Here is a 21,632-nt window from a genome sequence, read left to right as displayed (position 1 = left end):
GCGCGCTTGCCTACTTCCGTCGCTTCATTCGTCGGGCGTGCCGCTCACGATCAGCGTCCGTTGTTCGAGGTCCGGGTGGTGGATCTGGACCTTGCACCCCGCGCCTCGGAGGTCCCGTTCGATGGCGCGCGCCCACTGCCGCGTCTTCGCTTTGACCATGCAGGCCCCGTTCGGCGCATCCGTCACGGTCGCCACCTCACGGATCATTACATGCTCTGTGCCATTCCCTACGAATCGCTCCTCGATTTGTGTACGAAGCTCCTGAGACACCTTGCTCCTCCTCGTCGGCCGTGTGCGCGAGGATCATTCCCTCGCCCCGGAGAGAGCAGACCACCCTTACGGATGAACATCGCGCGTCACGGCTACTCCAAGCCAACCGTTACGGAATGACGGCGGGCGCCCGGCAGGAAATATGACGCTGCTCTGAGGCGACGGGGGGGGGTGGCCCGTGCCGATCCACCCGGGCATGGTCGAGGATCTGGCCGCGACGACGCGCGACACCTACGCCGCGGCCGAGGAACGGCTGTTGGGCATCATCGCCCGCCAGTTGGCCGCAGGGCTCGACGCGCCCGGTTGGGTCGAGGCCAAGCTCGCCGCCGTGCAGCAGCTCAGGCGCGCCGCACAAGCCATCGTCGAGGAGCTGGGCAAGGCGACTCAGCTCGACGTGTTCGACGCGGTCGCCGAGGCGTACAACACCGGGCACCGCGCCGCGGTCGCCGAACTCGGCGCCCTGTCCAACGACGCCCGCCGCCTGGTCGACGACCGCTTGCCGCAGGCGCAGGCCGTCGACCGCCTCGCACAGGAAGCCGTCGACGTCGTCACCGCGACGCACCGCAGCATTCTGCGGGCCGTCGTCGACGGCTTCCGCGCCGTCGTGGCGTCCGTGGCCGCAACGCCCCTGCTCGGTACTGGCACCCGCCGACAGGCCGTACAAGACGCACTGCGACAGTTCGCCGACCGCGGGATACGCGCGTTCGTCGACAAGGCCGGCCGCCGCTGGTCGATCCCCACCTACGCCGAGATGGCCGTACGGACGGCGACCGCGCGGGCCGCGACCGAGGCGCACATGCGCACCCTCGCCGAGCACGGCGTCGACCTGGTCATCGTCTCCAACGCCCCGCGCGAATGCCCGCTGTGCCGCCCGTGGGAACGCCAGATCTTGACCATCGGCGGGCCCGCGGGCCCGCGCACGGTCGAGGTCGAGCACGCCCTCGACGACGGCCGCATGGTGCCCGTCCGCGTCGCCGGATCGCTCGACGAAGCGCGCGCCCGCGGGTTGCAACACCCCAACTGCCGCCACTCCGTGAGCGCCTACACCCCAGGACTGACCACGGTCGAGGACGCCGAGCCGGACCCCACCGGGTACGAGGCCGGACAGCGACAGCGCGCCATCGAACGGACCATCCGCAAGTGGAAGCGCCGCGAAGCCGTCGCCACCAGCCCGGCCGAGAAGCGCACTGCCCGCGCCAAGGTGCGCGCGTGGCAGGGCGCCATGCGCCAACACCTGACGGATCACCCGGACTTGCGCCGACTTCGGCACCGCGAGCAGGAAGGCGCCGGGAATCTTCCCGCGACGCCGCGCCCGCCGGTGCCGGATCAGGTCGAGCGGGCCCGCGTGTGGTCGGGTGACGAGGCGACCGTGCGGGAGATGAGCGACGACCAGCTCGCCGCCGCGCTCCGTACGCCGCTCGACGACCGCGCACGGCGCCGGATCGAGACCGAGACCGACCACCGCGACCTCGCCGCCCTGCTCGACCGCGCCGCACCGCGCGGGCGCCTGGTCGAGGATCTGCTCACCCTGTCCGACGACGACCTCGCCCGCCTGTTCGCCCACGTCGACCAGGACGACCAGTTGCGCATCATGGCCGAGACCGACCGCCGCGACCGCGCCGGACAGTACCCCGACGTGCGCCCCGACCTGGTTGGTCTGTCCGATGCCCAGCTCGCCGCCCGCTACCGCGACGCCGGGACCGGACCGGAGGCCGCCGCCATCGCTGCGGAGGCCGCCCGCCGCGACCTGCTCGCCCGCCTCTTCCCCGGCGGGAACCTGCGCGCCGATCTGTCGGGCGTGGGCGACGACGACCTCGCATGGGCCATGCAGTACGCCGACACTCCGAACTACTGCGCATCGCCGCGGAGATGGACCGCCGCGACGCCGTCGAGCTACCGGCCCCAGCCGACACCGGCAACGCCGTCGACGACCTGCTCGCCGACCGCGACGCCCTCGCCGAGGCCATGGCCCCCGCGCCCGACCCCGAGCAGTGGGGGCGCCTCGCCGACGACGAGTCGTTCGCCGCCGAGGCCGCCGCCCTCGCCGCCGCCCAGCAAGAGGACGAGGGCGAGCAGGACGAGCGGCACACGATCACACGCCGCGAGGCCCGCGCCCTGTACGAGGAGTACGTCTACCGGCAGTACTTGAAAGCCGAAGAGGACTGCCGCGGTTACCTGCTCACGAAGAAGGCCCACGCCGCCGGACACAGCCCAATCGGTCTGTTCAGCGGGCCCGCGCGCATCGCCTACGCGCGGGCGTCCGACGAGCTGAAGGAGTGGTGGGCCGTACACGGCAGGCTCACGCAAGCCGAGTTCATCGAGCAGGCGACGGGCAAGACCCAACGGTGGGCCACCAGCGCCCGCCATAACGAGTCGGACCACCAGAACAAGAGGTGACCTTGGGCACGCGCGAGGACATCGTCGAGGCCGTCACGACAGGTCGCGAGGCAGGCAAGCGCGGCGACCCTCCGACCGTATGCCCGTACCCGCTCACCTCACTACTCAGTACCGCGTGGATAAAGGGATACGCCGACGGCCGTCGAGAACACAAGACGGAAGATTCCGCGTGATTTTTCGTTCCATTCAACGTTGATTCGCCTTACGAGTGCGCCGTCAAGGCTGATTCGTATTTCGCATCCACGATAGAAACAAAACGTCGCTGCCTCTTCGATTTCGACAACTGTGCAGCATCGCGCCAGCCTTGCCCTGCCATGCTCCAATATCTCCTGCCCACTTCTCCCCTGAAGAAAGATTCGAGCAGTAGAGACAACTGTCCGTCGGTCATATCATTGATCACATAGCCAGAGTTCCACCAGGTGACGATGAGGTTGGCGAACATACTTTGCCGAGCTGTCTCCTCTGGAAGCTCGGCAATAGTACCTCCCCAACTTGCCCTCAAGGTTGGGTCGTTGAGAGCCATCCCTAAAAGCTCTCTGTGAGAACTCCTCATGCTCTCGTCTTTAACGAGCCTAGTCTGGCGTGCTTGATATACGAGTGATAACCCGGCAGCCACCAAGGCAGCCGCTGAAACCATGAGGGAAATGATCGCCACAGGCGACACTCCTAAGCGTCAATTTACGGCGTGACTCAAAACGTCAGAGGCATAGAACGTTCTCAATCACGCGTGCCTGACTCACATTCTGTAGCCGAGCCCGCCAGGAGCGGGCCCATTTCCCGTTTCCCATACTCGGTCGAGCGCCAGGCGCGCACGGCCCCTGACACCGTCCCGGGAGGACACCGTGTCGACCCCGCCCACCGCGCCCGCCCCGTCCAGCGACCCGCAGGCCCCGACCGCGCCGAGCACCACCTCGGCACCACCGCAGCCGCAACCCACCGCTACGCCCCTCACCCCGCAGCAGTCGACCACGCCGCAGGGTGAGCCGCAGGACGTCGCATCGCTGCCCGAATGGGCCCAGAAGCTCATCAAGGACACGCGCGCCGAAGCCGCCGACTACCGCACCCGCGCCCAGCAGGTAATTCCGCAGCAGCTGACCCCGCAGGCCTCGGCCGCGCCGCCCGCCGCCGAGGCGCCCGAGGGCGACGTCGCGCGCCTGCCGAAGTGGGCACAGCAGGCCCTCGCCGACTCGGGAGCCGCCGCCCGCCGCGCCGCCGTTCAGGCCGCCGTCATCCAGGCCGCGCCGACCGTGGGCGCCGACGTCGCCCGCCTGCTCGACTCCGCCAGCTTCACGGCCGCCGTCGCCCAGCTCGACCCGACCGACACCGCCGCCGTGACCGAAGCGATCAAGAACGCCGTCGCGGCCCAGCCCTACCTCGCCGCCGTCCCGCAGACCGCGCCGAAGGGGGGCGCCGACTTCAGCGACCCCGGACCCGGGGCCGTGACCGCCGAGCAGTTCGCCGCCATGCCCTACGCCGAGCGTGCCGAGCTGTACCAGACCGACCCCGAGACGTACCGGCGCCTCGCCGGTTCCTGATCTGTCCGGCCGAGCGCCGGGCCCGTAATGCCCGGCCACCGTGCCGGAGAAGGAGCACACCACCCATGGCCAAGACCACCAGTGCCGCAATGATCGTCCCCGAGGTCTGGGGCGACATGGCGCAGGCCGAGTTCCTCGGCAAGGTCCGCGTCGGCGGATCGTCCGCCGTCGTCGAGGACAACACCCTTGAAGGCGCACCCGGCAGCGAGATCGAGTTCCCGAAGTGGGGCAGTCTCGGTGACCTCGACGAACTGACCGAGGCAACGCCAATGACGCCGGTTGCGATGTCGACCAGCTCGGCGAAGGCAGTGATCAAGGAGGCCGGTAAGGCCGTCGAGATCACCGACAAAGCCAAGTTGGTCAGTCTCGGCGACCCCGAGGCCGAGGCACGCCGGCAGTTCGGCATTCTGGCCGCGCGCAAGGTCGACGCCGACCTGATCACCCAGGCCCAGGCCGACGAGACCGCCCTCGGCGGTGGCCTCCCGTTGAAGTTCACCACCGGCGCGGGCAAGACCAAGTTCACGTGGCTTGACGCCATGGTTCCGGGCATCGCGCAGTTCGGGGACGAGTGGGAGCCGGACGACTTCGCGGGACTGTTCCTCAACAGCGCCCAGTACGCCGACGCGCTCGCCGACCCGCAGTTCGTCGATGCCTCCAAGCTCGGCAATGGCCCCTCCGCCGCCGTCGCGGGCAGCATCGGCCGTATCGGCGGGGTGCCCGTCTTCCTGACCAACCGCGTCGCCGCTCGCACGTTCCTGCTCATGAAGCGGGGCGCCCTTGGTCTGGCCTACAAGCGCCGCCCCCTGGTCGAGGACGACCGCGACATCCTCGCCCGCTCCACCGTCGTCACGACCACGTTGCACTACGCCGTCAAGCGCTTGAGCGACCGCGGTGTCTGCGTCGGCACCCTCGCCGCCGCCTGATCAGAAAGGAGGGTGCTGCGTGATGCTGCGCCGCTACCACCAGAGGATGCCGGGCCCCGAGCCGGACAACCCCGTCACCGCGCCGGACAGCCCCGATGGCGCCCCGCAGGCAGACAAGCCCGCGGGGCGTTCTGCTGTCCGCAGCAAGGCCAAGAAGGAGGGGTGACCGTTGCCCCGTGTCTACGCCACCCCCGTACAGCTCACGGCGTGGACCGGGAAACCGGCCCCGCCCGGCGCCGAGCGGCTGCTCGCCCGCGCGTCCGCGGACCTCGACGACGCACTGATCAGGGCGGTCTATCGCACCGACGACGCAGGTATGCCTACCGATCCGGCGATCGTCGGTGCGTTCCGGGACGCGGTCTGCGCTCAAGTCGAGTACCAGCTCGCAGCAGGTGACGACGGCACCGGAGCGGCCGACCGATGGGGTTCCGTGAGTATCGGGCCCGTGGCCCTGTCGGCCCCCCAGGGCGGACCGCGGACGCCCGACGATGTCGACCTCGCCCCTCGCGCGCACCGCGCCCTACGGCGTGCCGGACTGCTCCCGGGGGTGATCTGGTGACCAGTGTTCCCCGCTGGCTCCTGCGCCACCGCATCACCATCGAGCCCTGTCTCGGCACCTCCGCGTACGGAAAGCAGTACGGGCCCGCGGTCGCGGACGTGCCCGCCCTGGTCGCCGAGACCGTCAAGACCGTCCGCAACAAGGAGGGGCGCGAGGTCATCAGCACGGCGCAGATCATCGCCGAGCCCGATCTCACCTGCCCGGCCGAGTCGCGCATCACCCTGCCCACCGGCCGCAAGACCACCGCAATCAGCGTCGCCCACCACACCGCGCCGGGCCTGCCCGTTCCCGCCAGTACGGAGGTGATGTGTGAATGACGCAGCGCACCCGCCTGCGCTGGAACGGCGACGCGATCCTCGCCGCCGAGCGCCGGGGCGCCGCCCGCGGTCTGCGGCTCGCCGCCGAGCACGTGCTCGAAGTCTCCCGCCGCCGCGTCCCGATCGAAGAGGCCACCCTCGAACGCTCCGGAACCGCGACCGTCGACGAGCCGACGCTTACCGCCGCCGTCTCCTACGACACCCCGTACGCGGTGAGACAGCACGAGGAGATGACCTACCGCCACGATGCAGGGCGCACCGCGAAGTACCTCGAACGCCCCCTCACGGAAGAGGCCGGCACGGTCGCAGAGATCATCGCCGCGCAGGTCCGGCGGTCGCTGCGGTGACGTTTCTCCCCGATGTCGTCGACGGCCTCGCCCGCCTGCTCGACGAGCAGGCCATCGGCACCTACCGGCCCGACGGCCTGTACGCCGAGGGCGAGACCGCCATCACCGACACCGTGATGCCCGCGGCACCCGATCGCGTCATCGTCCTTACCGCCTACCCGGTCCAGGAGTCGGCCGCGCTCACCGACACCGTGCTCGCCGTGCAGGTCCGCACCCGCGCCGGACCCGACCCGCGTGAGGTCGCCGCCCTCGACGACGACGTGTTCGCCATTCTCCAGGGCCTTGGGGCGCGCACCTTTGGCGCTGCCCGGATCACTCTCGTCTACCGCTTCTCGGCCGCCTTGCTCGGCGCAGACGCCAACGGCCGCCAGGAGCGCACCAGCAACTACCGCGTACGCGCCCACCGACCGCACCCCCGCCTCGAATAGGAGGATTCGCCCTTGAGTACGCCCACGCCCCCGGCGGAGACCGAGACCGCGCTCGCCCGCCGGTACCGGCTCGAACTGAACACCGGCACCACCACCCCGACATGGTCCCTGGTCCCGGGCGTGCAGGAGTTCGCGCCCAAAGTTGAGCCCACGCAGCAGAAGTCGACTACCTACGACGACGAGGGGTGGGCCGACAGCACGGTGACCGAACTCGCCTGGTCGATCGAGACCAAGCTCGCGCACCGCTGCCACCCCGAAACCCGCGTGTTCAACGCTGCCCAAGAGCGGCTGCGGCTCGCTTCCGAATCGTTCGGCGCCGCCTCGCGCGTGCACGTGCGCTACTACGACCGCGAGGGCCGCGACGAGGCGTACGAGGGGTACGCCCTGGTCACCTGGGAGCCCGAGGGCGGGGCGCCCGACGACCTCGACACGGTCAAGGTGACCTTGACCGGCAAGGGACCCCGCAAGAAGATCGCGAACCCGCTTGCCCCGCCCGCCGGTGGCACCCTCGCCCTGGTCGCCGAGGAGTCCTCGGCCGCAGTCCGTAAGAAGGTGGCTGCCTGATGGGGTTCGAGGACATCGACGACCTGCTCGACGAAACGTTGTCCCTGCCGATCGGCGGGCGCCGCTACACCATCCCCGCGCCGTCCGCAGAGACCGGTCTACGGGTCCAGGCCATCGTCCAGGCCGCCGCCCTCGCCGCGAACGGGGGCGACATCAACACCGAAGTCCTCGGCGATGCCGATGAACTTGACCTGTACCGCGACGTCCTCGGCGCCGCCTACGCGCAGATGCTCGTCGCTGGCGTCTCCTGGCCCGCGCTCAAACTCGCTGCGCGTACTGCGGTGGTGTGGATCGTGCAGGACAAGGCCACCGCGGAGAAGGTGTGGGCCGCGGGCGGCGACCCAAACCGCTCGGCCCCGTCCAACCGGCAGCAGCGCCGATCGGACGGGGCGAGTACGACGCCGCCTCAGGGCTCTACGAGTGGTACGAGTACCCGCCCGGCCAAGCCCCGCGCAAAGCGCCGACCGGCGCCGCGTCGCTGACCTGGCCGCAGCTCCTTCAACAGTGGCCGCTGATCGAAGCGGACCTGCACGAGGTGTACGGCATCGACGCCGGCGACCCGCTCGTGAGGCGGGCTCGCTCCTGGCGGTGGCTGCGGGTGCGCATCCTCGGCCTGCTCTCGGCTGACTCCCGCCTCGCCCGCCACCTGGCACCACCCCCGGATGCACCCGTGCGCTAGGCCGCCGTAGGCCTGCCCGTGCCCGCTCTGCGAGACGCGACGGGAGGCGGGCCCGTGGCACTGCGCATCGGCGAACTCTTCGGCGTCATCGACCTTGACGATTCCGGCGCCCGGCGGGGCATCGCCCGCACCGAGGCAGGGCTCGATGGTCTGGTACGCACCACAGACGGGCGGCTGCGCGACATGCGCGGGCGTTTCGCCCGGCAGGGCGAGGCCATGGGCGACTCGCTCGGCGAGAACATCCGGTCTGGTGCGCTGCGTGCGGCTGCGGGTCTTGGCATCCTCGGCGCGGCTGTGCCCGCGGTCGCTGCCGCCACGGTCACGCTCGGAGGTCTGGCCGCGGGCGCTGCCGCCGCGGGATTGGCCGTCAAAGCTTTCACGACTGCGGTCGGGCCGCAGATGGAAGGCGTGCAGGAGGTCGCCAAGCTCGCCGAGGAGGCCGAGAAGGCCGCAGCTGAGGGCGCGGCCGATGCTGCCGAGAAGCAGCAGGCCTACACTGCGGCGCTTGCGGAACTGCCGCCCGCCACGCGGGAGACCGCACGGGCGTTCTTGGGCTTGAAGTCGGACTATCAGCAGTGGTCGGACGCGCTGAGCGACACCACGATGCCCGTCGTTACCAAGGGCCTCACGACCCTGCGCGGTCTGCTGCCCACGCTGACTCCGTTCGTCGACGCTGCGGCGGGCGCGTTCTCCTCTTTCCTCGACGACGTCGAGGAAGGGGTGGAGTCTGCCCGTTTCAAGGAATGGGCGAGCGAGACCGCGGCGGCATCGGGGCCCGCACTGCGGGACCTTTTGGCCTTCGTCAAGAACCTCGCCGTGGGGTTCGCGGGTCTGCTGTACGCCTTCCTGCCCGCTTCGGCAGGCATCACCGGCGGTCTGGTGGACCTGTCCGCCGCCTTCGCCGACTGGGCTACGTCTCTCGGCGACAGTCAGGGATTCGCCTCCTTCCTCGACCTTGCCGACGAGGGCGGCGAAACGCTGGGGAACCTGGCGGGGGCCGCAGTCGAGGTCCTGGTCGCGCTCGGCCCGCTGATCGGAGTGGGCACGCAGATCGCCCTGGTCCTGGCCCGCATCGTCGGCGCTACGCCCACCCCGGTCCTGACTGCGCTTGCGGTGGCTATCGGCGCGGTGACGCTGGCCTCGAAAGCCTGGGCCATCGCACAGACCGTCGTTGCGGTCCGCAACCGGATCTGGACGGCATCGCAATGGCAGCTCAACGCCAGCATGTACGCCTCGCCGGTGTTCTGGATCATCGCCGCAATCGTCGCCCTGGTCGCGGTTGTGGTGTTGATCGCGACGAAGACCACGTGGTTCCAGACAGCATGGTCAACGGCGTGGGGGTTCATCAAGGCGACCACGGATACCGTCGTGGCGGGCATCGGCAGCGCGCTGGGCTGGTTCGGCTCGCTGCCTGGCCGGTTGGGCGGCTGGTTCGGTGCGGCGAAGAACGCTGCCGTGCGCAAGCTCGTGGAGCTGCACGCCTACCTCACCGGGGTGCCGGGCCGCGCCGCCTCTGCGCTTGCAGCGCTGCCCGGCCGTCTGCGCGGAGCCGCTTCCCGCGGCTTCCAGGCTTTCCGGTCGGCCGCCGGGCAGAAGGTCGGCGAGTTCCTGGGGTGGGTGCGTGGCTTCCCTCGCAGCATCGCCGCCGGAATCGGGAGTCTGGGCGGACTGCTGCGCGGGCACGGCCGCGACGTCGTGCGCGGTCTGTGGGCCGGTATCCGCTCCATGGGCGGATGGCTCAAGAGCACGATCACCGGATGGGCGAAGTCCGTCATCCCGGGTCCGGTGGCGCGGGCCCTGCGCATCGGCAGCCCCTCACGTCTGATGGCGGACGAGGTGGGCCGGTGGATTCCTGCGGGCATCGTTGAGGGCATCGAGTCCGGCGCCGGTGCGGTCGACCGCACCATGCGCACCCTGGTCACCACCCCCACCCCCGGGCAGGCCACCGCCGCAGCCATGGCTGCACAGACCACCGCGGTCACGGGCGGCGCGGTCGGCGGGGGCGGGCGCCTGGTCCTCGACGTCACCGGCGCCGACGCCGAGTTCAAGCGGCTGGTTCGCCGCATGGTGCGTGTGGACGGACGCGGCAGCGTACAGACGGCATTCGGCACGTGAGCGGGGGTGGACCTGTGGTTTTCCCCGACACCCCGCTCGGCGTGCGCGTCGAGCTGCTGCTCGACGCCACGTGGGTAGACATCACCGCGGACGTCTTCACGCAGTCGCCCATCACCATCACCCGCGGGCGCCCGGACGAGGGGGCCCGTACGGACGCGAGCACGTGCTCGTTCGTCCTGGACAACACCAGTGGCCGCTACTCGCCCCGCAACCCCCGCAGTGACCTGTTCGGACTCCTCGGCCGCAACACCCCTGTACGCGTCTCCGTCCAGCCCGACCCTGGGGGTCCGCGGCTGGTGCGGTTCGTGGGCGAGGTCCCGGCCTGGCCCGTGCGCTGGGGCACCCCGCACGACGTCACCGTGTCCGTGCAGGCCGCGGGCATCCTGCGGCGCCTGGGCCAGGGGGCCGCGCCGCTGCACTCGCCGATGCGCCGCGAGTTCTCCCACCCCTCCCGCACGAGCATCGTGGCGTACTGGCCCCTGGAAGACGGTGGCGCGGCGACGGAGTTCGCTTCCGCGTTCCCTTCCGCACCGCCGATGCGCACGACCGTTGCGGGGGTACGGCCGGCCGCGTACAGCGCGTACGCGGCATCCGACGCGCTGCCCACCCTGGGCACCGGATCACTGACCGGCGTGGTACCGCGCTACCCGGACACCGGGGAAGTCTCGCTGCGCCTGTTCGTGGCCATCCCCGAGACCCCGCCCGAGACCGAGATCGTGCTGTGCACGCTGTCCGGTACCGGCCTGATCTCCCGGTGGACCATCGCCCTGCGCACCGACAACCGGCTGTCGCTGTACGGGCGCATGACCGGCGGGCAGGAACTTGTACGGGTCGTGGGCGGTGGTGACTTCCTGGGCGGGCGGCGCCTGAACCTGGGTCTGGAACTGACCGAGGGCGGCCTCGCTACCTACCGCATGTACTACGTCGACCTCGACCGGTACACGCTCACCGGCGGGGGACCTATGCCTTCCTGGCAGGGCAACGTCGTGGGCGGCGTGGTCGGCCGCATCACCCACGTCACGGTGGGCGGCGGCGCCTCCGGCGAAGTGGCCGTGGGGCACGTGGCGCTGGCCAACCGCCACTCCGCCTACGCCGATACCGGCTCGGCGATGATCGGATGGCAGGGCGAGAACGCGCACGCGCGGATACAGCGCCTGGCCCGTGAGGAGCAGATCCCCCTCGCCTACCGGGGCAGTGCGACCGCGACACCTACCAGGATCGGCGCGCAGTCCGTCGCGACCCTGCTCGACCTCGTGCAGGACGCGGCGGATGCCGACGAGGGCCGATTCTACGAACCGCGCGACCGTCTCGGTCTGGCGTTTCGGACCCGGGCCACGCACTACACCCAGCCCCCCATGCTCACCCTCGACTACGCCGCACGCGAGGTCGTCGCCCCGCTCGAACCGGTCGACGACGACCAGACGGTACGCAACGACATCACCGTGCAGCGCTCAGGCGGGTCATCGGCCCGCGCGGTCCGTGAAACCGGGCCCCTGTCCGTTCAGGCCCCGCCGGACGGGATCGGCCGCTACGCCGAGCAGATCACCGCCAACCTGGCCACGGACGAACAGTGCCCGCCGGTGGCGTGGTGGAAGCTGCACCGCGGCACCTGGGACGCCCCGCGCTACCCGGCGGTGACCGTCGCCCTGCACGAAGCCCCCCACCTGGCCGGGCCCGCGGCTGCGGTCGATGCCGGGCACCGCATCGCCCTCACCCACTCGCCCCCGTGGCTGCCGCCCGAGCGCGTTGAGCTGCTCGTCGAGGGATACACCGAAACCCTCGGCGTGCGCACGTGGGAGATCACTTTCGGGTGCTCGGCCGGGGGCCCGTGGCTGGTCGCCACCACCGACGATCCCGAGTACGCCACCGCCGGACCCGACGACTGCACCCTCGCCGCCCCGCTGGACAGGGACGCCACCACGTGCGACGTCACCACCACGAGCGGCCCGGCGTGGCCGCTCAGCAGCAGGCACCCGGACCTGTACCCGGTCGCGGTGCGCATCGGCGGCGAACAGCTCGCCATCACCGCAGTCCACACCGCGGCCGGCGGACGCCGACGGCTCACCCTCGCCCGCGCCGTCAACGGCATCACGCTGCCCCATCAGGCAGGCGCACCCGTCCAGCTCGCCCGGCCCGCGCTCGCAGCGCTCTAAGAGGCCGCCCGGCAACGGGGGGAGGAGCCGGGCGGCCAGCCAACCACCGGGGGCACGGCGATCGGGGCACTCACCGTAGGGCCCCTAGATCGGCTGTGACATCTACCGCGCCCGTCAATTTCCCGTAAAGAACCGATCTTTGGAGGCTTGTCCTGTCTACGCCCGTTGCTCAGTGGCTACCGGGCATGCAGGTGACCGCCGGACGCCTGCAATACATGCTCGAACGGCTCTCCGAATCGGTCACGGTCACTTCCTACGGCGCCCTCGGCGACGGCCGCACCGATGACGCGCCAGCCATCCAAGCCGCCCTCACCGCCTTGAAGTCGCTCGGCGGTGGTTGGGTGATCGTCCCGCCCGGGAACTACCTTCTGGCCACGCTGCCGCTGCGTATCTACCGCAACACCCGTCTCACGCTCCTGCCCGGCGCCCGATTCGTACGCGGGACTGCTGAAACCGTGATCGTCAACGGTGATCAGGGCCAGGGGTTCGGCGGGTACACCGGGCACGGCAACATCCTCATCGAGGGCGGTGTGTGGGACTGCCAGGGCACCGCTCCGGGACTGACCGCGTCCGCCATGTGCATCAGCATCGGCCACGCACGAGACCTCACCATCCGCGACCTCGAAATACGCGACGTCTCCGGATACCACGCCATCGAATTCAACAGCACGAAGCGCGCAACGATCGACAACTGCCGATTCCTCGGCTACCGCGACCCCGGGCAACGCGATTTCAGCGAAGCCGTACAGATCGACCTGGCAAAAAGCAGCGGAGTATTCGGCGCTTTCGGCCCCTACGATCACACTCCCTGCGAAGACATCACCATACGCAACTGCTACTTCGGCGCGTCCGGCACTTCCGGCACAACCGCATGGCCGCGCGGCATCGGCTCCCATTCAGCCACCATCACGCGATGGCACCGGCGCATCAAGGTGACCGAGTGCTCTTTCGAGGGGATCACACAGTACGGCGTCAGCGCCTACAACTGGGAAGACTCCGCCATCATGGGGAACACCTTCGATGGCTGCGGATCAGGTGTCCGGCTGCGCACGGTCATCCTCTCCGACACCGAGGACACCAAGACCCCCGACGGGACGCAGACCGGCGCCTCACAGGACATGAGGAACCTGACCGTCACCGGAAACACGTTCCGGCAGGGAGGCGGTTATGACGACCCGATCGTTGCTCTCGGCGAAGCATCCGGCCTGATCTTGAATCTCACGGTCACGGGCAACACCATCGACGGGTCGACCGGCGGGCAGAACGGCATCCGCTTGCAGCGAGCCAGCCGCGCCACGGTCAGCTCGAACGTGGTCACCAACACGGCCGGGACCGGTATCTCTCTCGGAGTCAGCGGAAACCTGATCGTCAGCGGTAACGAGATCTGGGGTATCAACGGGAACGGTCTGACTTTCACGACCTGCGACCATTCCACGGCATCCGGAAACCAGATCCGTGAGCCAGGCGCAAGCGGAATCCTGGTCACAGGAAACAGCGACAACATTCACTTGCGGTCGAACTACATCAAGTCCCCGAGCCGCACAAAGAACGGCGACGCGTGGGGAATTCGCCTCCAGGGCGGAAGCTCCTCCATCTCCTTGTCTCAGAACAAGGTCCGGCCGCACGGCTCGGGAAACGAAGCCTCACACGCGTTCTCCGCCGAGGGCGGCACCACCCCGGTAACCCTGATCCAGCGCCACGGCAACGACTGGCGCGGCACATGGACAGTCGCACCCCTGGCCGAAGGCACCGGCGTCACCTCCAGCACATCCGCCCTCGACGTCACCTGACCCCCAGGAACCCACCCACCCCGTACGGCCCCGCGCACCGCGCCGGGCCTTTTTTCATGCCCAGGAGCACCCCGCCGTGAAGTTCGTTTCCCGCGCTCAGTGGCGCGCCCGCCCCTCCCGCTACCCGCTCACCTATATACGCAGCACCCGCGGCGTAAAGATCCATTACGAGGGGACGGCCGTCCCCGCCTCCCTCGTCCGCCCCGAGAACCACACGCGGTGTGCCGGCCGCGTCCGCGACCTTCAGGCAAGCCACCTCGCCAACCAGGCAGAGGACTACTCCGACCTCGCGTACAACGCGATCGTCTGCCCCCACGGCTACGTGTACGAGGGCCGCGGCGCGCACAAGAAGACCGGCGCCAACGGCACCGCCGCACTGAACTCCGCGCACTACGCGGTGTGCGCCATGCTCGGCAACACCGGACTGACCACCCCGACCGACGCCCAGCTCGACGGACTGCGCGACGCCATCGAGTGGCTGCGCACGTCCGGCGGCGCCGGAAAGGAGATCCGGGGCCACCGTGACGGATACCCGACCGCGTGCCCCGGCGGACCGCTGTACGCATGGGTGCAGCGAGGCGCCCCGCGCCCCGGCGGGAGCAAGCCGCAGCCCCCGCGGCAGTTCGAACCGTTCCCCGGGGCCGCCTGGTTCAAGACGAACCCGCGCTCGCCCATCGTCACGGCGATGGGCCGCCGCCTGGTCGCTGAAGGCTGCTCGGTCTATGCCGAGGGACCGGGGCCGCAGTGGACCGACGCCGACCGCGCCAGCTTCCGCAAGTTCCAGCGCAAGTTGGGCGACGCCCCCGAGCACTGCGACGGGTGGCCCGGCCTGCGCCAGTGGGCCGCCCTGAAGGTCCCCAAGCTCTGACCCCCGCCCGCTTTGGGCGAACACCCACTTCACGAGATGAGGAACCACCCATGACCGATGCCGCCCGCCGCACCATCCGCACCGTCATCCAGACCACCGTTGCCCTTGCCCTGGCCCTGCCCGCCATCGTGGCTGCGTCCGGCATCCCCGAGGCGCTGCCGTGGGTCGCCGGGGCACTCGCCGTCGCCGGTGGCCTCGCCCGCGTGATGGCCCTGCCCGTGGTCGAGGCCCTGCTCGACCGCGTCGGACTCGGCCTCGACGACAGGAGCGATACGGCGTGACCCACCCGCCCTTGCCCGAGCCGTCCGTCGCGGTCGAGCTGGAGCGGCTACGCGGCACCATGGCCGAGGGATTCGCGCGCGTCGACGGCTCACTCGCTCTGCTCGTCCAGCGTGGCGAGCAGACCGACCGCGCTCTCGACGACCTCGACACCCGCGTGCAAGCCCTCGAACGATCCCGCTGGCCCCTGCCCTCCATCACCGCCTTGGTAGCCGTCATCAGCCTGTCCCTGACCGCCTGGCAACTCGCCCACTGAACGAACCGCGCCCCCTGTACGGCCCGTGTGGGCCCTACAGGGGGCGCTTTCGCATGTTCTTGTTACGCCGCGACGAGTTCCCGCGCACGTTCATTGAAGTCGGCCACTCGCCGATCTTTTCCGAATGGCTTCATACGGCGCTGCAAATCCTGCACGGCTTCGATGCACCGTGTGCTCTTGACCTGTTTCGACAACTTCAGAGTGCGAATACCTGCCGAGTAAGCAGCATCCAAGTCCTTGCGCTGCAAGTAGGAAGCAGCAAGGGCAGCTTGTGACATGGCGCCCCGTCGTGCCCGCTTCTGTGCGCGCGCATGCTCGATCGACCTACGTGCATGCTGCTCGGCTGTTTCCGCGTTGCCCAAGTCTCGAAATGTATTGGCGTGTTCACCGTGCAGGTAAGCAGGGTCGATGAACGCGGCCCACTCCTGTTCCTCTTCCGGACGGATGCGCTCTGATGCCGCCTCTGATTGCACGACAGCGTGCGTTGCCTCTGCCTTGTCACCCAGCTTGCTCAGCGCCCGCGCTTCCAAGGCCCACAGGTCAGCCAGGCAGGCCGGTGACGTCCGCTTGCCCAGACCGGCGCGGCCGGCCTGCGCCAGGCGGCGCCCCTCCTCGGGATTGCCAAGCAAGGTCGATTGGTCGGCCATGCCAGCAAGGACGTGCGCGCCGAGTGCTGCATTTCGGGACTCTTCGGCCAGTCGCAGCGACTGAATCAAGTACCGCTGTGCGGTTCCGTGTTCACCGCTGTCATACGCCATCCAGCCGAGTAGATAGGTCTGCTCGGCTGCGGCCTCACACAAGGCTCGGCGGACTGCTTCAGTGTTCGTCCGCCGAAGCAGCGGGAAGACGTGCTGGTTCATGTACTCGGCGAGAATGAGGCGTCCGGAACCACCCCCTTGAAGAACATCCATCTTTTGAAACTCGCCGAACATATTCCGAACCGCGCTCACGTCTTCCAGCCGAACACGGCTTGCGATTGCAGGTTCCTGATCGAGGGTGTTGAGCAGCCAGTTACGAGAAGGGCCCACCGCTGCAACTGCGGCGAAGGGGGCTGCTGCCATGAACTTTCGACGCTCCACGTCCGCTCTCCCCAGGTCGGCAACAGCTTCCACCGTAGCTGGGAATGAACGGTCGTAGACGAGGGAGCGCTCTGCGGTACGACTCTCCCCGAGCCCGAGATCATATGTTGTGACCCGATATCCCACCTCGGCAGAGAGCACGTCCGCGATGATGTCCGGTGTCGGCTGGCGGGGCTCATCGCCCGCTAGCCAGCGGCGCACGGTCGTCGCGTTGGGAGTGATGTGCGGCTGATCCCACGCCTGAGCTGCGCGAGTCACCCTGCGTGCAAGTTCGGTGTTACTGAGCCCGCTGCGCATCATCCAGTGCGTGAGTCGTACGTTCATTTGCTTCATGACTGACCTACCCCTAACCGCGGACGGCAGTGGAAGTAACACCCTTTGACACCCCCTCTGACGGTACCCGGAGCACTGCCAGCGCTGTTGCCTTGATGGACGAACTAACCGAATGAGTCGGGGAGTTAGCACCATGAGCAACACGCGCCACGATGGAGTGTCGCAGCCACACAGCGGGCCGCCCACGGTCAGAGCATCCCTTGACACCGCAGCGGTTGCCCCGGCAGTTCTCCCCTCACCCACGACGGAAGAACTCTTGGCACGGTCGGCTGACTTGCAGCAACGCCTCGCCGCGCACTCGGACGTGCTGCGCGGGATGGGGGCGCGGTGATGGGTGACGTCTACCGGCCGCGTGCGCACACCATCGCGCCGAACCGTGAGGCGGATGCCGAACCGGTTACCCGGGCCATGGAATGCATGACGTGCGGGGAGAAGAGCCCGCCCAGCGAGGGGCACGTCGAGCCACAGGGATGGATCTTCGGACACCTGCGGTCCAGTCCCGCGCACCTTGACTACCGTGAACACGTCACTTTGCCCTACCGCGTCACGCGCGGACCGTGGCTGTGAACACCCTCATGGACTCCCCGCCCGCGGCGGCGCCACCGGTGCCGGTCTTCACGGTGCGCCCGTGGTGGTGCGAGTGCACGATCGCGGAAGCTGTGGACCCGGTACGAGCACGCGAATGGATGCTCGCCGGATACGCCGCGCCCAGCCCCCGGCTTGCCATCCGGTGGCTTGCGGAGCGGGCCCGGCACCTGGCCGACCACATCGACCCGCCCATCGAGGGCGGATGGGCCCCCGCCCCGGCCCTGCGTGTTCGACGTGCCCCCGAACGTGGTCTGGACCCCGCCGCCGCACTGAGCGCGTGGACTGCCGACGAGGGCGAGCACGACCAGGCCCGCGCCGCCATGCGTGACGGCCACTTCTACCGCTTCACCGTCGCCGACTCCGACCAGCGTTACAGCCTGTCCGTCCGCCCGCTTCTCCTGACATGCGGATTCACACTGCACCTCCAGCCCCCCGCCCCCGGCCCGTGACAGCGGCCCTGCACCCCCCGCGGCCGGCAAACCGGGCCCGGGGCGGGCTCCACCCCACCGCGCCGTTTCCCGCGGCGCCCGACGAGAAGAGACGACGACCTTGATCACCGTTGCACAGTGGAACATCGAGCACGACGGCGGCACAGACGCCAAACGATGGGAGAAGGCACACGACATCGTGCGCGGCCACCGCGCGGAAGTCTTCTTACGCCAGGAAATGACCTACAGCCACCAGCACGGACACCGACGCCTGCACGAAGCCGAACACGTCCTCGGTCTGCGCGGCTTCATCACCCCGGCCACGCCGGAAAACCAGAACGTCACCGGCGTCTTCCTCGACCACGACCTCTTCACCGTCGATGCCGTCTACCCGCACACCGCCCTTACGTGGCACCCCGTGTGCAACATCGTGGCCTACTTCGACGGCTGCCCGAGGCCTATCAGCTTCGCGTCGTTCCACCTGTGCTTTTTCGACGCAGACACCCGCCTCACCGAAGCCAGGCGTCTGACGTCCCTCACCAAGCCGGGCACGGTCGCCCTGTTCGGCGGTGACTGCAACAGCTACCCCCGCAACCCCGAACCGCGCACCCCTCTGCCCGACTGGGACACGGTCAGCGACCGCGCCCACATGGTCCACCGCACCTACCTCGACCCTCAGGGCCACCGCCACAGCGACACCCGGCCCGACACCGAACTGACCACAGCCGGATACATCGACCTCGCCCGCCACGCCGCAGACCACCTCGGCCAGCCCGACGCCCTCGCCCCCACCGCAGGACACGACAAACCCGACCAGGGCGGACCGCGCCGCATCGACCGCGCATACGCCTCCGGAGGACTCGCCACCGCCCTCGACAGCGTCGAAGTCATCGATACCCCCGACACCCGCGACGTCTCCGACCACTCCCTCGTGCTCTACCGCTTCAACGAAGTCCGCCTGCACAACCTCCTCAGCCGCCCCACCCCGGACGCGGCCTAGCACCACCCGTACACCCCAACAGAAAAGCCCCGGCAGCCGGGTACGACCGGCCGCCGGGGTTCACACAACGCCACCAGCTACCAAGGAGCTGAGAGCGCCATGCGCAACCCTATCCGCCGACTCGCCAGCCGATTAAGGGCACGAAGCAACCACCGCACCCCCGGCCGCCACACCACCGCGCACCTCACCACCACCCCGACACCCCCACCACCCATCCCCCTGCCCGCCCACGTACGAGACCGCGCTCGCCCCCTCATCGGCGAAGAGATCGCGCTCGTCCGCCCCTACCTGTCCGCCCTCGAAACCCGACGCGCCCAACACCGCCCCCACCACGCCCGCCCGGCCGCCACACCGGACGATCACCCCACGCTGCAACTGGCAGCCGCCATATGAGCACCTGCGGCAACTGCCAACGGCTCACCACGGCCCCGATCCCCGTGCGCGATCACGTCAGCATCAGCGGACGCGCCCTCACCGTCTTCGCATGCCCGGACTGCGCACCCCTCGTCGGCGGCGCGGGCCCCCTCACCACAGACACCCCTCCCGCCCCGCACTCCCGCACGCCCACCCCCCACACCCCGCCGGCCACTTACGCCACCGACCCGAAAGGGGCCATCTTGCGCGCCTTGAACAACCCCGCATGGGAAACGATTCCCCCACCCATGACTCCCGAAGAGGCCTACCAGAGCACCATTCACGGCCGCATCCCACACGAGATCACCAACTTCAACGACATACAGCTCGCCGTCGCACCCCGCCTCATACGACCCATGCTGTACGACCTCGCCCGAACCGGCCGCTGGCAGCGCCACCGCCACGGCTACTACCGCCTCACCGACAATCTCGACTGCCACGTCTTCTCATGGGACGCCACCGGCACGGAGATCCAGCGCTACAACGCCGGACACAGCGAACACCAATGCCCCCGCCCACACCCCCCACGCGAGCCCCGGGCCCACTTCCCCCACGTCCACGACACCCCCGCCCTCCCCCCGCCCGGAACCCCTCACGGCTGGCGAGGCCTGCTACGCGAGGCCACCGACCTCCCGCTCACGTTCCTCGGGCCCGCCCTCAACTTCTACGGCCGATACCGCTTCGGCTACGACCGGCTCACCCCCGCCAACTTCGCAACGATCTTCTACGCCATGGCCGACCAAGCCGCAGAGATCCACGAACGCATGCTCTACGCCCCCGGTCACCACTTCATCAGCGACCAGCACGGATTGATCTGGGATATCGCCACACGCACCGAGTGCCGACACGCCACCAAACCCGCAGTAACCGGCATCTACCCGCCCTACGGCAGACCCGCCGACCACCCCGGCCACCAGCGCGCCAACCGCGCCCCCGGCTCCTCCACCCTCGCCACACGCAAACGCCCCCAGTGATCTTCCACAAACACTCCTAAACTGGCCCCCGCCGCCACGAGAGGAAGATCGAAAATGCGCCCCGCCCGCTTCCAAGAATTCGCCCTCGACGTCCTACCGAAAGCCCCCGAAATCCAGACCGTCACCACCTGGGACGGCCGCACCTTCGGTCTGCACGTCACCTTCAACACCGGGTCACAGCTCTGGATCGGCAGCACCGCACAAGCCGCCCCCAGCGAGCAAGCAGACCAGCCAGAAACCCCCGTGCACGGCGAAGCACCCGCAGAGGCCCCCTACCCCGACCTCTACGAGAACGGCAAGATCACCCCGGCACGCGCCGAGGCCTACCTCGCGGCAGCACTCACCAACAGCCACAACGACGAAATCACCAGCGTCTACCCCTACGGCAGCGAAGCGAAAAACCCCGGCCTCGGAGTCCGCTTCCACAGCGGCGCACGCATTTTCATGCTGTTCCAGTCCGCCGGCCGCCCCGGCCAGGCAGAGGGCGGACGAGACTACGACCTTCCCGCCACCTTCTGACACCTCCCCCACAGCCACCACGGCGCACAGAGAGAGCACCACACCGTTCAGCACCATCCCACCACCCAAGGGAGAAACTGATCATGTGTGACCACGGACGCCGCGGACGACGCCTCGACCCCGGCCAGTGCTCCCAATCGGGGTGCTCCGCATGCGGCACCTACTTCCCGAACACGGCACCAGGCGAACCCGCCCCCGCACACCAAGCCGAGGGCGAACGAGACATGTGCCCGGGAGCAGGAAACCCGACCATCGGATAGCACGCCACCACACCAGAACACGGCCCCGCCTACTCGCCAGGCGGGGCCTACCTCTGGAGACAAGAAAGATCACTCCACCACTCGAAGCCTGCTATCCGGCCGACAGTGCGGACAGGCCGGCACCTGCTCGTACAACGCCCGCCGCGCCTGCTCCGCAGTGATCCCTTTCATGCGCGCACCCTTCGCGGCATAACAGTCCCCAGCGTGCACGTACGTCGGGGGACCATCCCCGATACCAGTCTCAATGAGCCAAGCAGGAGCAGGAGGGCGCCGAGCCGCACCACGCGCCCGCTCCGCCTCACGCCGCTCCGCATCCGAGATCGCCGCGTCCAACCGCCGCAACCACATCGCGTGCCAGACCCGCAAAGTACGCAAGCGCGGCAGGTCCGGCGGAAGGTCGTTCATATGTTCGATATTAGGCCCTGCCCTGCCCCGCGAGCCATCTCGCAACGCGAGCGCCCCCGAAGGAAACCTCCGGGGGCGCTCGCCGAGCCGCTGCTGCTCAGACCCGCAGGTCAGACCCGAGATGTTTTGGGAACGCTGTTCCACATGAACGT

General features: G+C 69.1%; 26 protein-coding genes. 22 read left to right on the top strand and 4 right to left on the bottom strand.

The window, feature by feature from the left end; translation table 11 throughout:
- Positions 1-24 precede the first annotated feature (24 nt).
- A complete protein-coding gene (locus tag ACH4DX_RS35200) occupies positions 25-186 on the bottom strand; it encodes a hypothetical protein (protein WP_398119233.1) in 162 nt (53 codons plus the stop codon).
- A 262-nt stretch (positions 187-448) separates the two neighbouring features.
- On the opposite strand from ACH4DX_RS35200, the gene ACH4DX_RS35195 reads away from it, so the two are divergent.
- Genes ACH4DX_RS35195 through ACH4DX_RS35185 form a run of 3 tightly spaced genes read left to right on the top strand, consistent with a single transcriptional unit; the run spans position 449 to position 2,840 of the window.
- Positions 449-2,419 carry a phage minor capsid protein gene (locus ACH4DX_RS35195; RefSeq protein WP_398158113.1) on the top strand — a complete coding sequence of 657 codons (1,971 nt, stop codon included), beginning with the start codon at positions 449-451 and terminating at the stop codon, positions 2,417-2,419.
- Positions 2,416-2,667, top strand: coding sequence for a hypothetical protein (locus tag ACH4DX_RS35190; protein ID WP_398158112.1), 252 nt, complete (start codon positions 2,416-2,418; stop codon positions 2,665-2,667). The genes ACH4DX_RS35195 and ACH4DX_RS35190 overlap by 4 nt, the downstream gene beginning before the upstream one ends.
- Positions 2,664-2,840, top strand: a complete 177-nt coding sequence (locus tag ACH4DX_RS35185) for an Rmf/CrpP fold protein (RefSeq protein ID WP_398119236.1) — start codon at positions 2,664-2,666, stop codon at positions 2,838-2,840. The genes ACH4DX_RS35190 and ACH4DX_RS35185 overlap by 4 nt, the downstream gene beginning before the upstream one ends.
- A 29-nt stretch (positions 2,841-2,869) precedes the next feature.
- Here ACH4DX_RS35185 and ACH4DX_RS35180 read toward each other — a convergent pair whose 3' ends face one another.
- Positions 2,870-3,322, bottom strand: a complete 453-nt coding sequence (locus ACH4DX_RS35180) for a DUF6082 family protein (protein WP_398119238.1) — start codon at positions 3,320-3,322, stop codon at positions 2,870-2,872.
- 187 nt (positions 3,323-3,509) lie between these two features.
- On the opposite strand from ACH4DX_RS35180, the gene ACH4DX_RS35175 reads away from it, so the two are divergent.
- The 15 genes from ACH4DX_RS35175 to ACH4DX_RS35105 all read left to right on the top strand — a co-directional run bounded on the left by ACH4DX_RS35175 (position 3,510) and on the right by ACH4DX_RS35105 (position 15,480).
- Positions 3,510-4,202, top strand: a complete 693-nt coding sequence (locus ACH4DX_RS35175) for a hypothetical protein (protein WP_398158111.1) — start codon at positions 3,510-3,512, stop codon at positions 4,200-4,202.
- 65 nt (positions 4,203-4,267) lie between these two features.
- Positions 4,268-5,125, top strand: coding sequence for a phage head protein (locus ACH4DX_RS35170; RefSeq protein WP_398119241.1), 858 nt, complete (start codon positions 4,268-4,270; stop codon positions 5,123-5,125).
- A 22-nt stretch (positions 5,126-5,147) separates the two neighbouring features.
- Entirely contained in the window at positions 5,148-5,291 is a 144-nt protein-coding gene (locus tag ACH4DX_RS35165) for a hypothetical protein (RefSeq protein ID WP_398158110.1), read from the top strand.
- A gap of 3 nt (positions 5,292-5,294) precedes the next feature.
- The gene (locus tag ACH4DX_RS35160) at positions 5,295-5,684 is read left to right on the top strand and encodes a hypothetical protein (RefSeq protein ID WP_398158109.1); all 390 of its coding nucleotides are present in this window, start codon (positions 5,295-5,297) and stop codon (positions 5,682-5,684) included.
- Complete coding sequence (locus tag ACH4DX_RS35155; protein WP_398158108.1) at positions 5,681-6,001, top strand: hypothetical protein; 321 nt, start codon at positions 5,681-5,683, stop codon at positions 5,999-6,001. The genes ACH4DX_RS35160 and ACH4DX_RS35155 overlap by 4 nt, the downstream gene beginning before the upstream one ends.
- Entirely contained in the window at positions 5,998-6,348 is a 351-nt protein-coding gene (locus ACH4DX_RS35150; RefSeq protein ID WP_398119249.1) for a hypothetical protein, read from the top strand. The genes ACH4DX_RS35155 and ACH4DX_RS35150 overlap by 4 nt, the downstream gene beginning before the upstream one ends.
- Positions 6,345-6,776 carry a minor capsid protein gene (locus ACH4DX_RS35145; RefSeq protein ID WP_398119251.1) on the top strand — a complete coding sequence of 144 codons (432 nt, stop codon included), beginning with the start codon at positions 6,345-6,347 and terminating at the stop codon, positions 6,774-6,776. Before ACH4DX_RS35150 ends, ACH4DX_RS35145 begins: the two co-directional genes overlap by 4 nt.
- Positions 6,777-6,788: 12 nt before the next feature.
- Positions 6,789-7,340, top strand: a complete 552-nt coding sequence (locus ACH4DX_RS35140; RefSeq protein WP_398158107.1) for a phage tail tube protein — start codon at positions 6,789-6,791, stop codon at positions 7,338-7,340.
- Positions 7,340-7,822: a hypothetical protein gene (locus tag ACH4DX_RS35135; protein WP_398119255.1), complete on the top strand. Its 483-nt coding sequence runs from the start codon at positions 7,340-7,342 to the stop codon at positions 7,820-7,822. The genes ACH4DX_RS35140 and ACH4DX_RS35135 overlap by 1 nt, the downstream gene beginning before the upstream one ends.
- Positions 7,823-8,073: 251 nt before the next feature.
- Positions 8,074-10,134 carry a hypothetical protein gene (locus ACH4DX_RS35130; protein ID WP_398158106.1) on the top strand — a complete coding sequence of 687 codons (2,061 nt, stop codon included), beginning with the start codon at positions 8,074-8,076 and terminating at the stop codon, positions 10,132-10,134.
- A 14-nt stretch (positions 10,135-10,148) separates the two neighbouring features.
- Positions 10,149-12,287, top strand: a complete 2,139-nt coding sequence (locus ACH4DX_RS35125; protein WP_398158105.1) for a hypothetical protein — start codon at positions 10,149-10,151, stop codon at positions 12,285-12,287.
- 185 nt (positions 12,288-12,472) lie between these two features.
- Positions 12,473-14,077: a right-handed parallel beta-helix repeat-containing protein gene (locus tag ACH4DX_RS35120; RefSeq protein ID WP_398119259.1), complete on the top strand. Its 1,605-nt coding sequence runs from the start codon at positions 12,473-12,475 to the stop codon at positions 14,075-14,077.
- A 76-nt stretch (positions 14,078-14,153) separates the two neighbouring features.
- On the top strand, positions 14,154-14,945 hold the full coding sequence (locus tag ACH4DX_RS35115) for a peptidoglycan-binding protein (protein WP_398158104.1): 792 nt from the start codon (positions 14,154-14,156) through the stop codon (positions 14,943-14,945).
- A 50-nt stretch (positions 14,946-14,995) separates the two neighbouring features.
- The gene (locus ACH4DX_RS35110) at positions 14,996-15,226 is read left to right on the top strand and encodes a hypothetical protein (RefSeq protein WP_398158103.1); all 231 of its coding nucleotides are present in this window, start codon (positions 14,996-14,998) and stop codon (positions 15,224-15,226) included.
- A complete protein-coding gene (locus tag ACH4DX_RS35105) occupies positions 15,223-15,480 on the top strand; it encodes a hypothetical protein (RefSeq protein ID WP_398158102.1) in 258 nt (85 codons plus the stop codon). The genes ACH4DX_RS35110 and ACH4DX_RS35105 overlap by 4 nt, the downstream gene beginning before the upstream one ends.
- Before the next feature lie 62 nt (positions 15,481-15,542).
- Here the strand turns inward: ACH4DX_RS35105 and ACH4DX_RS35100 are convergent, their stop codons facing one another.
- On the bottom strand, positions 15,543-16,892 hold the full coding sequence (locus tag ACH4DX_RS35100; RefSeq protein WP_398158101.1) for a transcriptional regulator: 1,350 nt from the start codon (positions 16,890-16,892) through the stop codon (positions 15,543-15,545).
- A 557-nt stretch (positions 16,893-17,449) separates the two neighbouring features.
- On the opposite strand from ACH4DX_RS35100, the gene ACH4DX_RS35095 reads away from it, so the two are divergent.
- From ACH4DX_RS35095 to ACH4DX_RS35080, 4 genes are all read left to right on the top strand, one after another.
- The gene (locus tag ACH4DX_RS35095; protein ID WP_398158100.1) at positions 17,450-17,929 is read left to right on the top strand and encodes a hypothetical protein; all 480 of its coding nucleotides are present in this window, start codon (positions 17,450-17,452) and stop codon (positions 17,927-17,929) included.
- 100 nt (positions 17,930-18,029) lie between these two features.
- Positions 18,030-18,908: an endonuclease/exonuclease/phosphatase family protein gene (locus tag ACH4DX_RS35090; protein ID WP_398158099.1), complete on the top strand. Its 879-nt coding sequence runs from the start codon at positions 18,030-18,032 to the stop codon at positions 18,906-18,908.
- A 662-nt stretch (positions 18,909-19,570) separates the two neighbouring features.
- A complete protein-coding gene (locus ACH4DX_RS35085) occupies positions 19,571-20,296 on the top strand; it encodes a hypothetical protein (RefSeq protein WP_398158098.1) in 726 nt (241 codons plus the stop codon).
- A 54-nt stretch (positions 20,297-20,350) separates the two neighbouring features.
- Positions 20,351-20,815 (top strand): hypothetical protein, encoded by a 465-nt coding sequence (locus ACH4DX_RS35080; protein ID WP_398158097.1) that lies wholly within the window; start codon positions 20,351-20,353, stop codon positions 20,813-20,815.
- 329 nt (positions 20,816-21,144) lie between these two features.
- Here ACH4DX_RS35080 and ACH4DX_RS35075 read toward each other — a convergent pair whose 3' ends face one another.
- Positions 21,145-21,423, bottom strand: a complete 279-nt coding sequence (locus tag ACH4DX_RS35075; protein ID WP_398158127.1) for a DUF6233 domain-containing protein — start codon at positions 21,421-21,423, stop codon at positions 21,145-21,147.
- Positions 21,424-21,632 lie beyond the last annotated feature (209 nt).

The sequence above is a fragment of the Streptomyces sp. NPDC017940 genome, from assembly GCF_044328435.1.
Taxonomy (GTDB): Bacteria; Actinomycetota; Actinomycetes; order Streptomycetales; family Streptomycetaceae; genus Streptomyces.
This window is presented reverse-complemented; position numbering and strand designations above follow the sequence as displayed.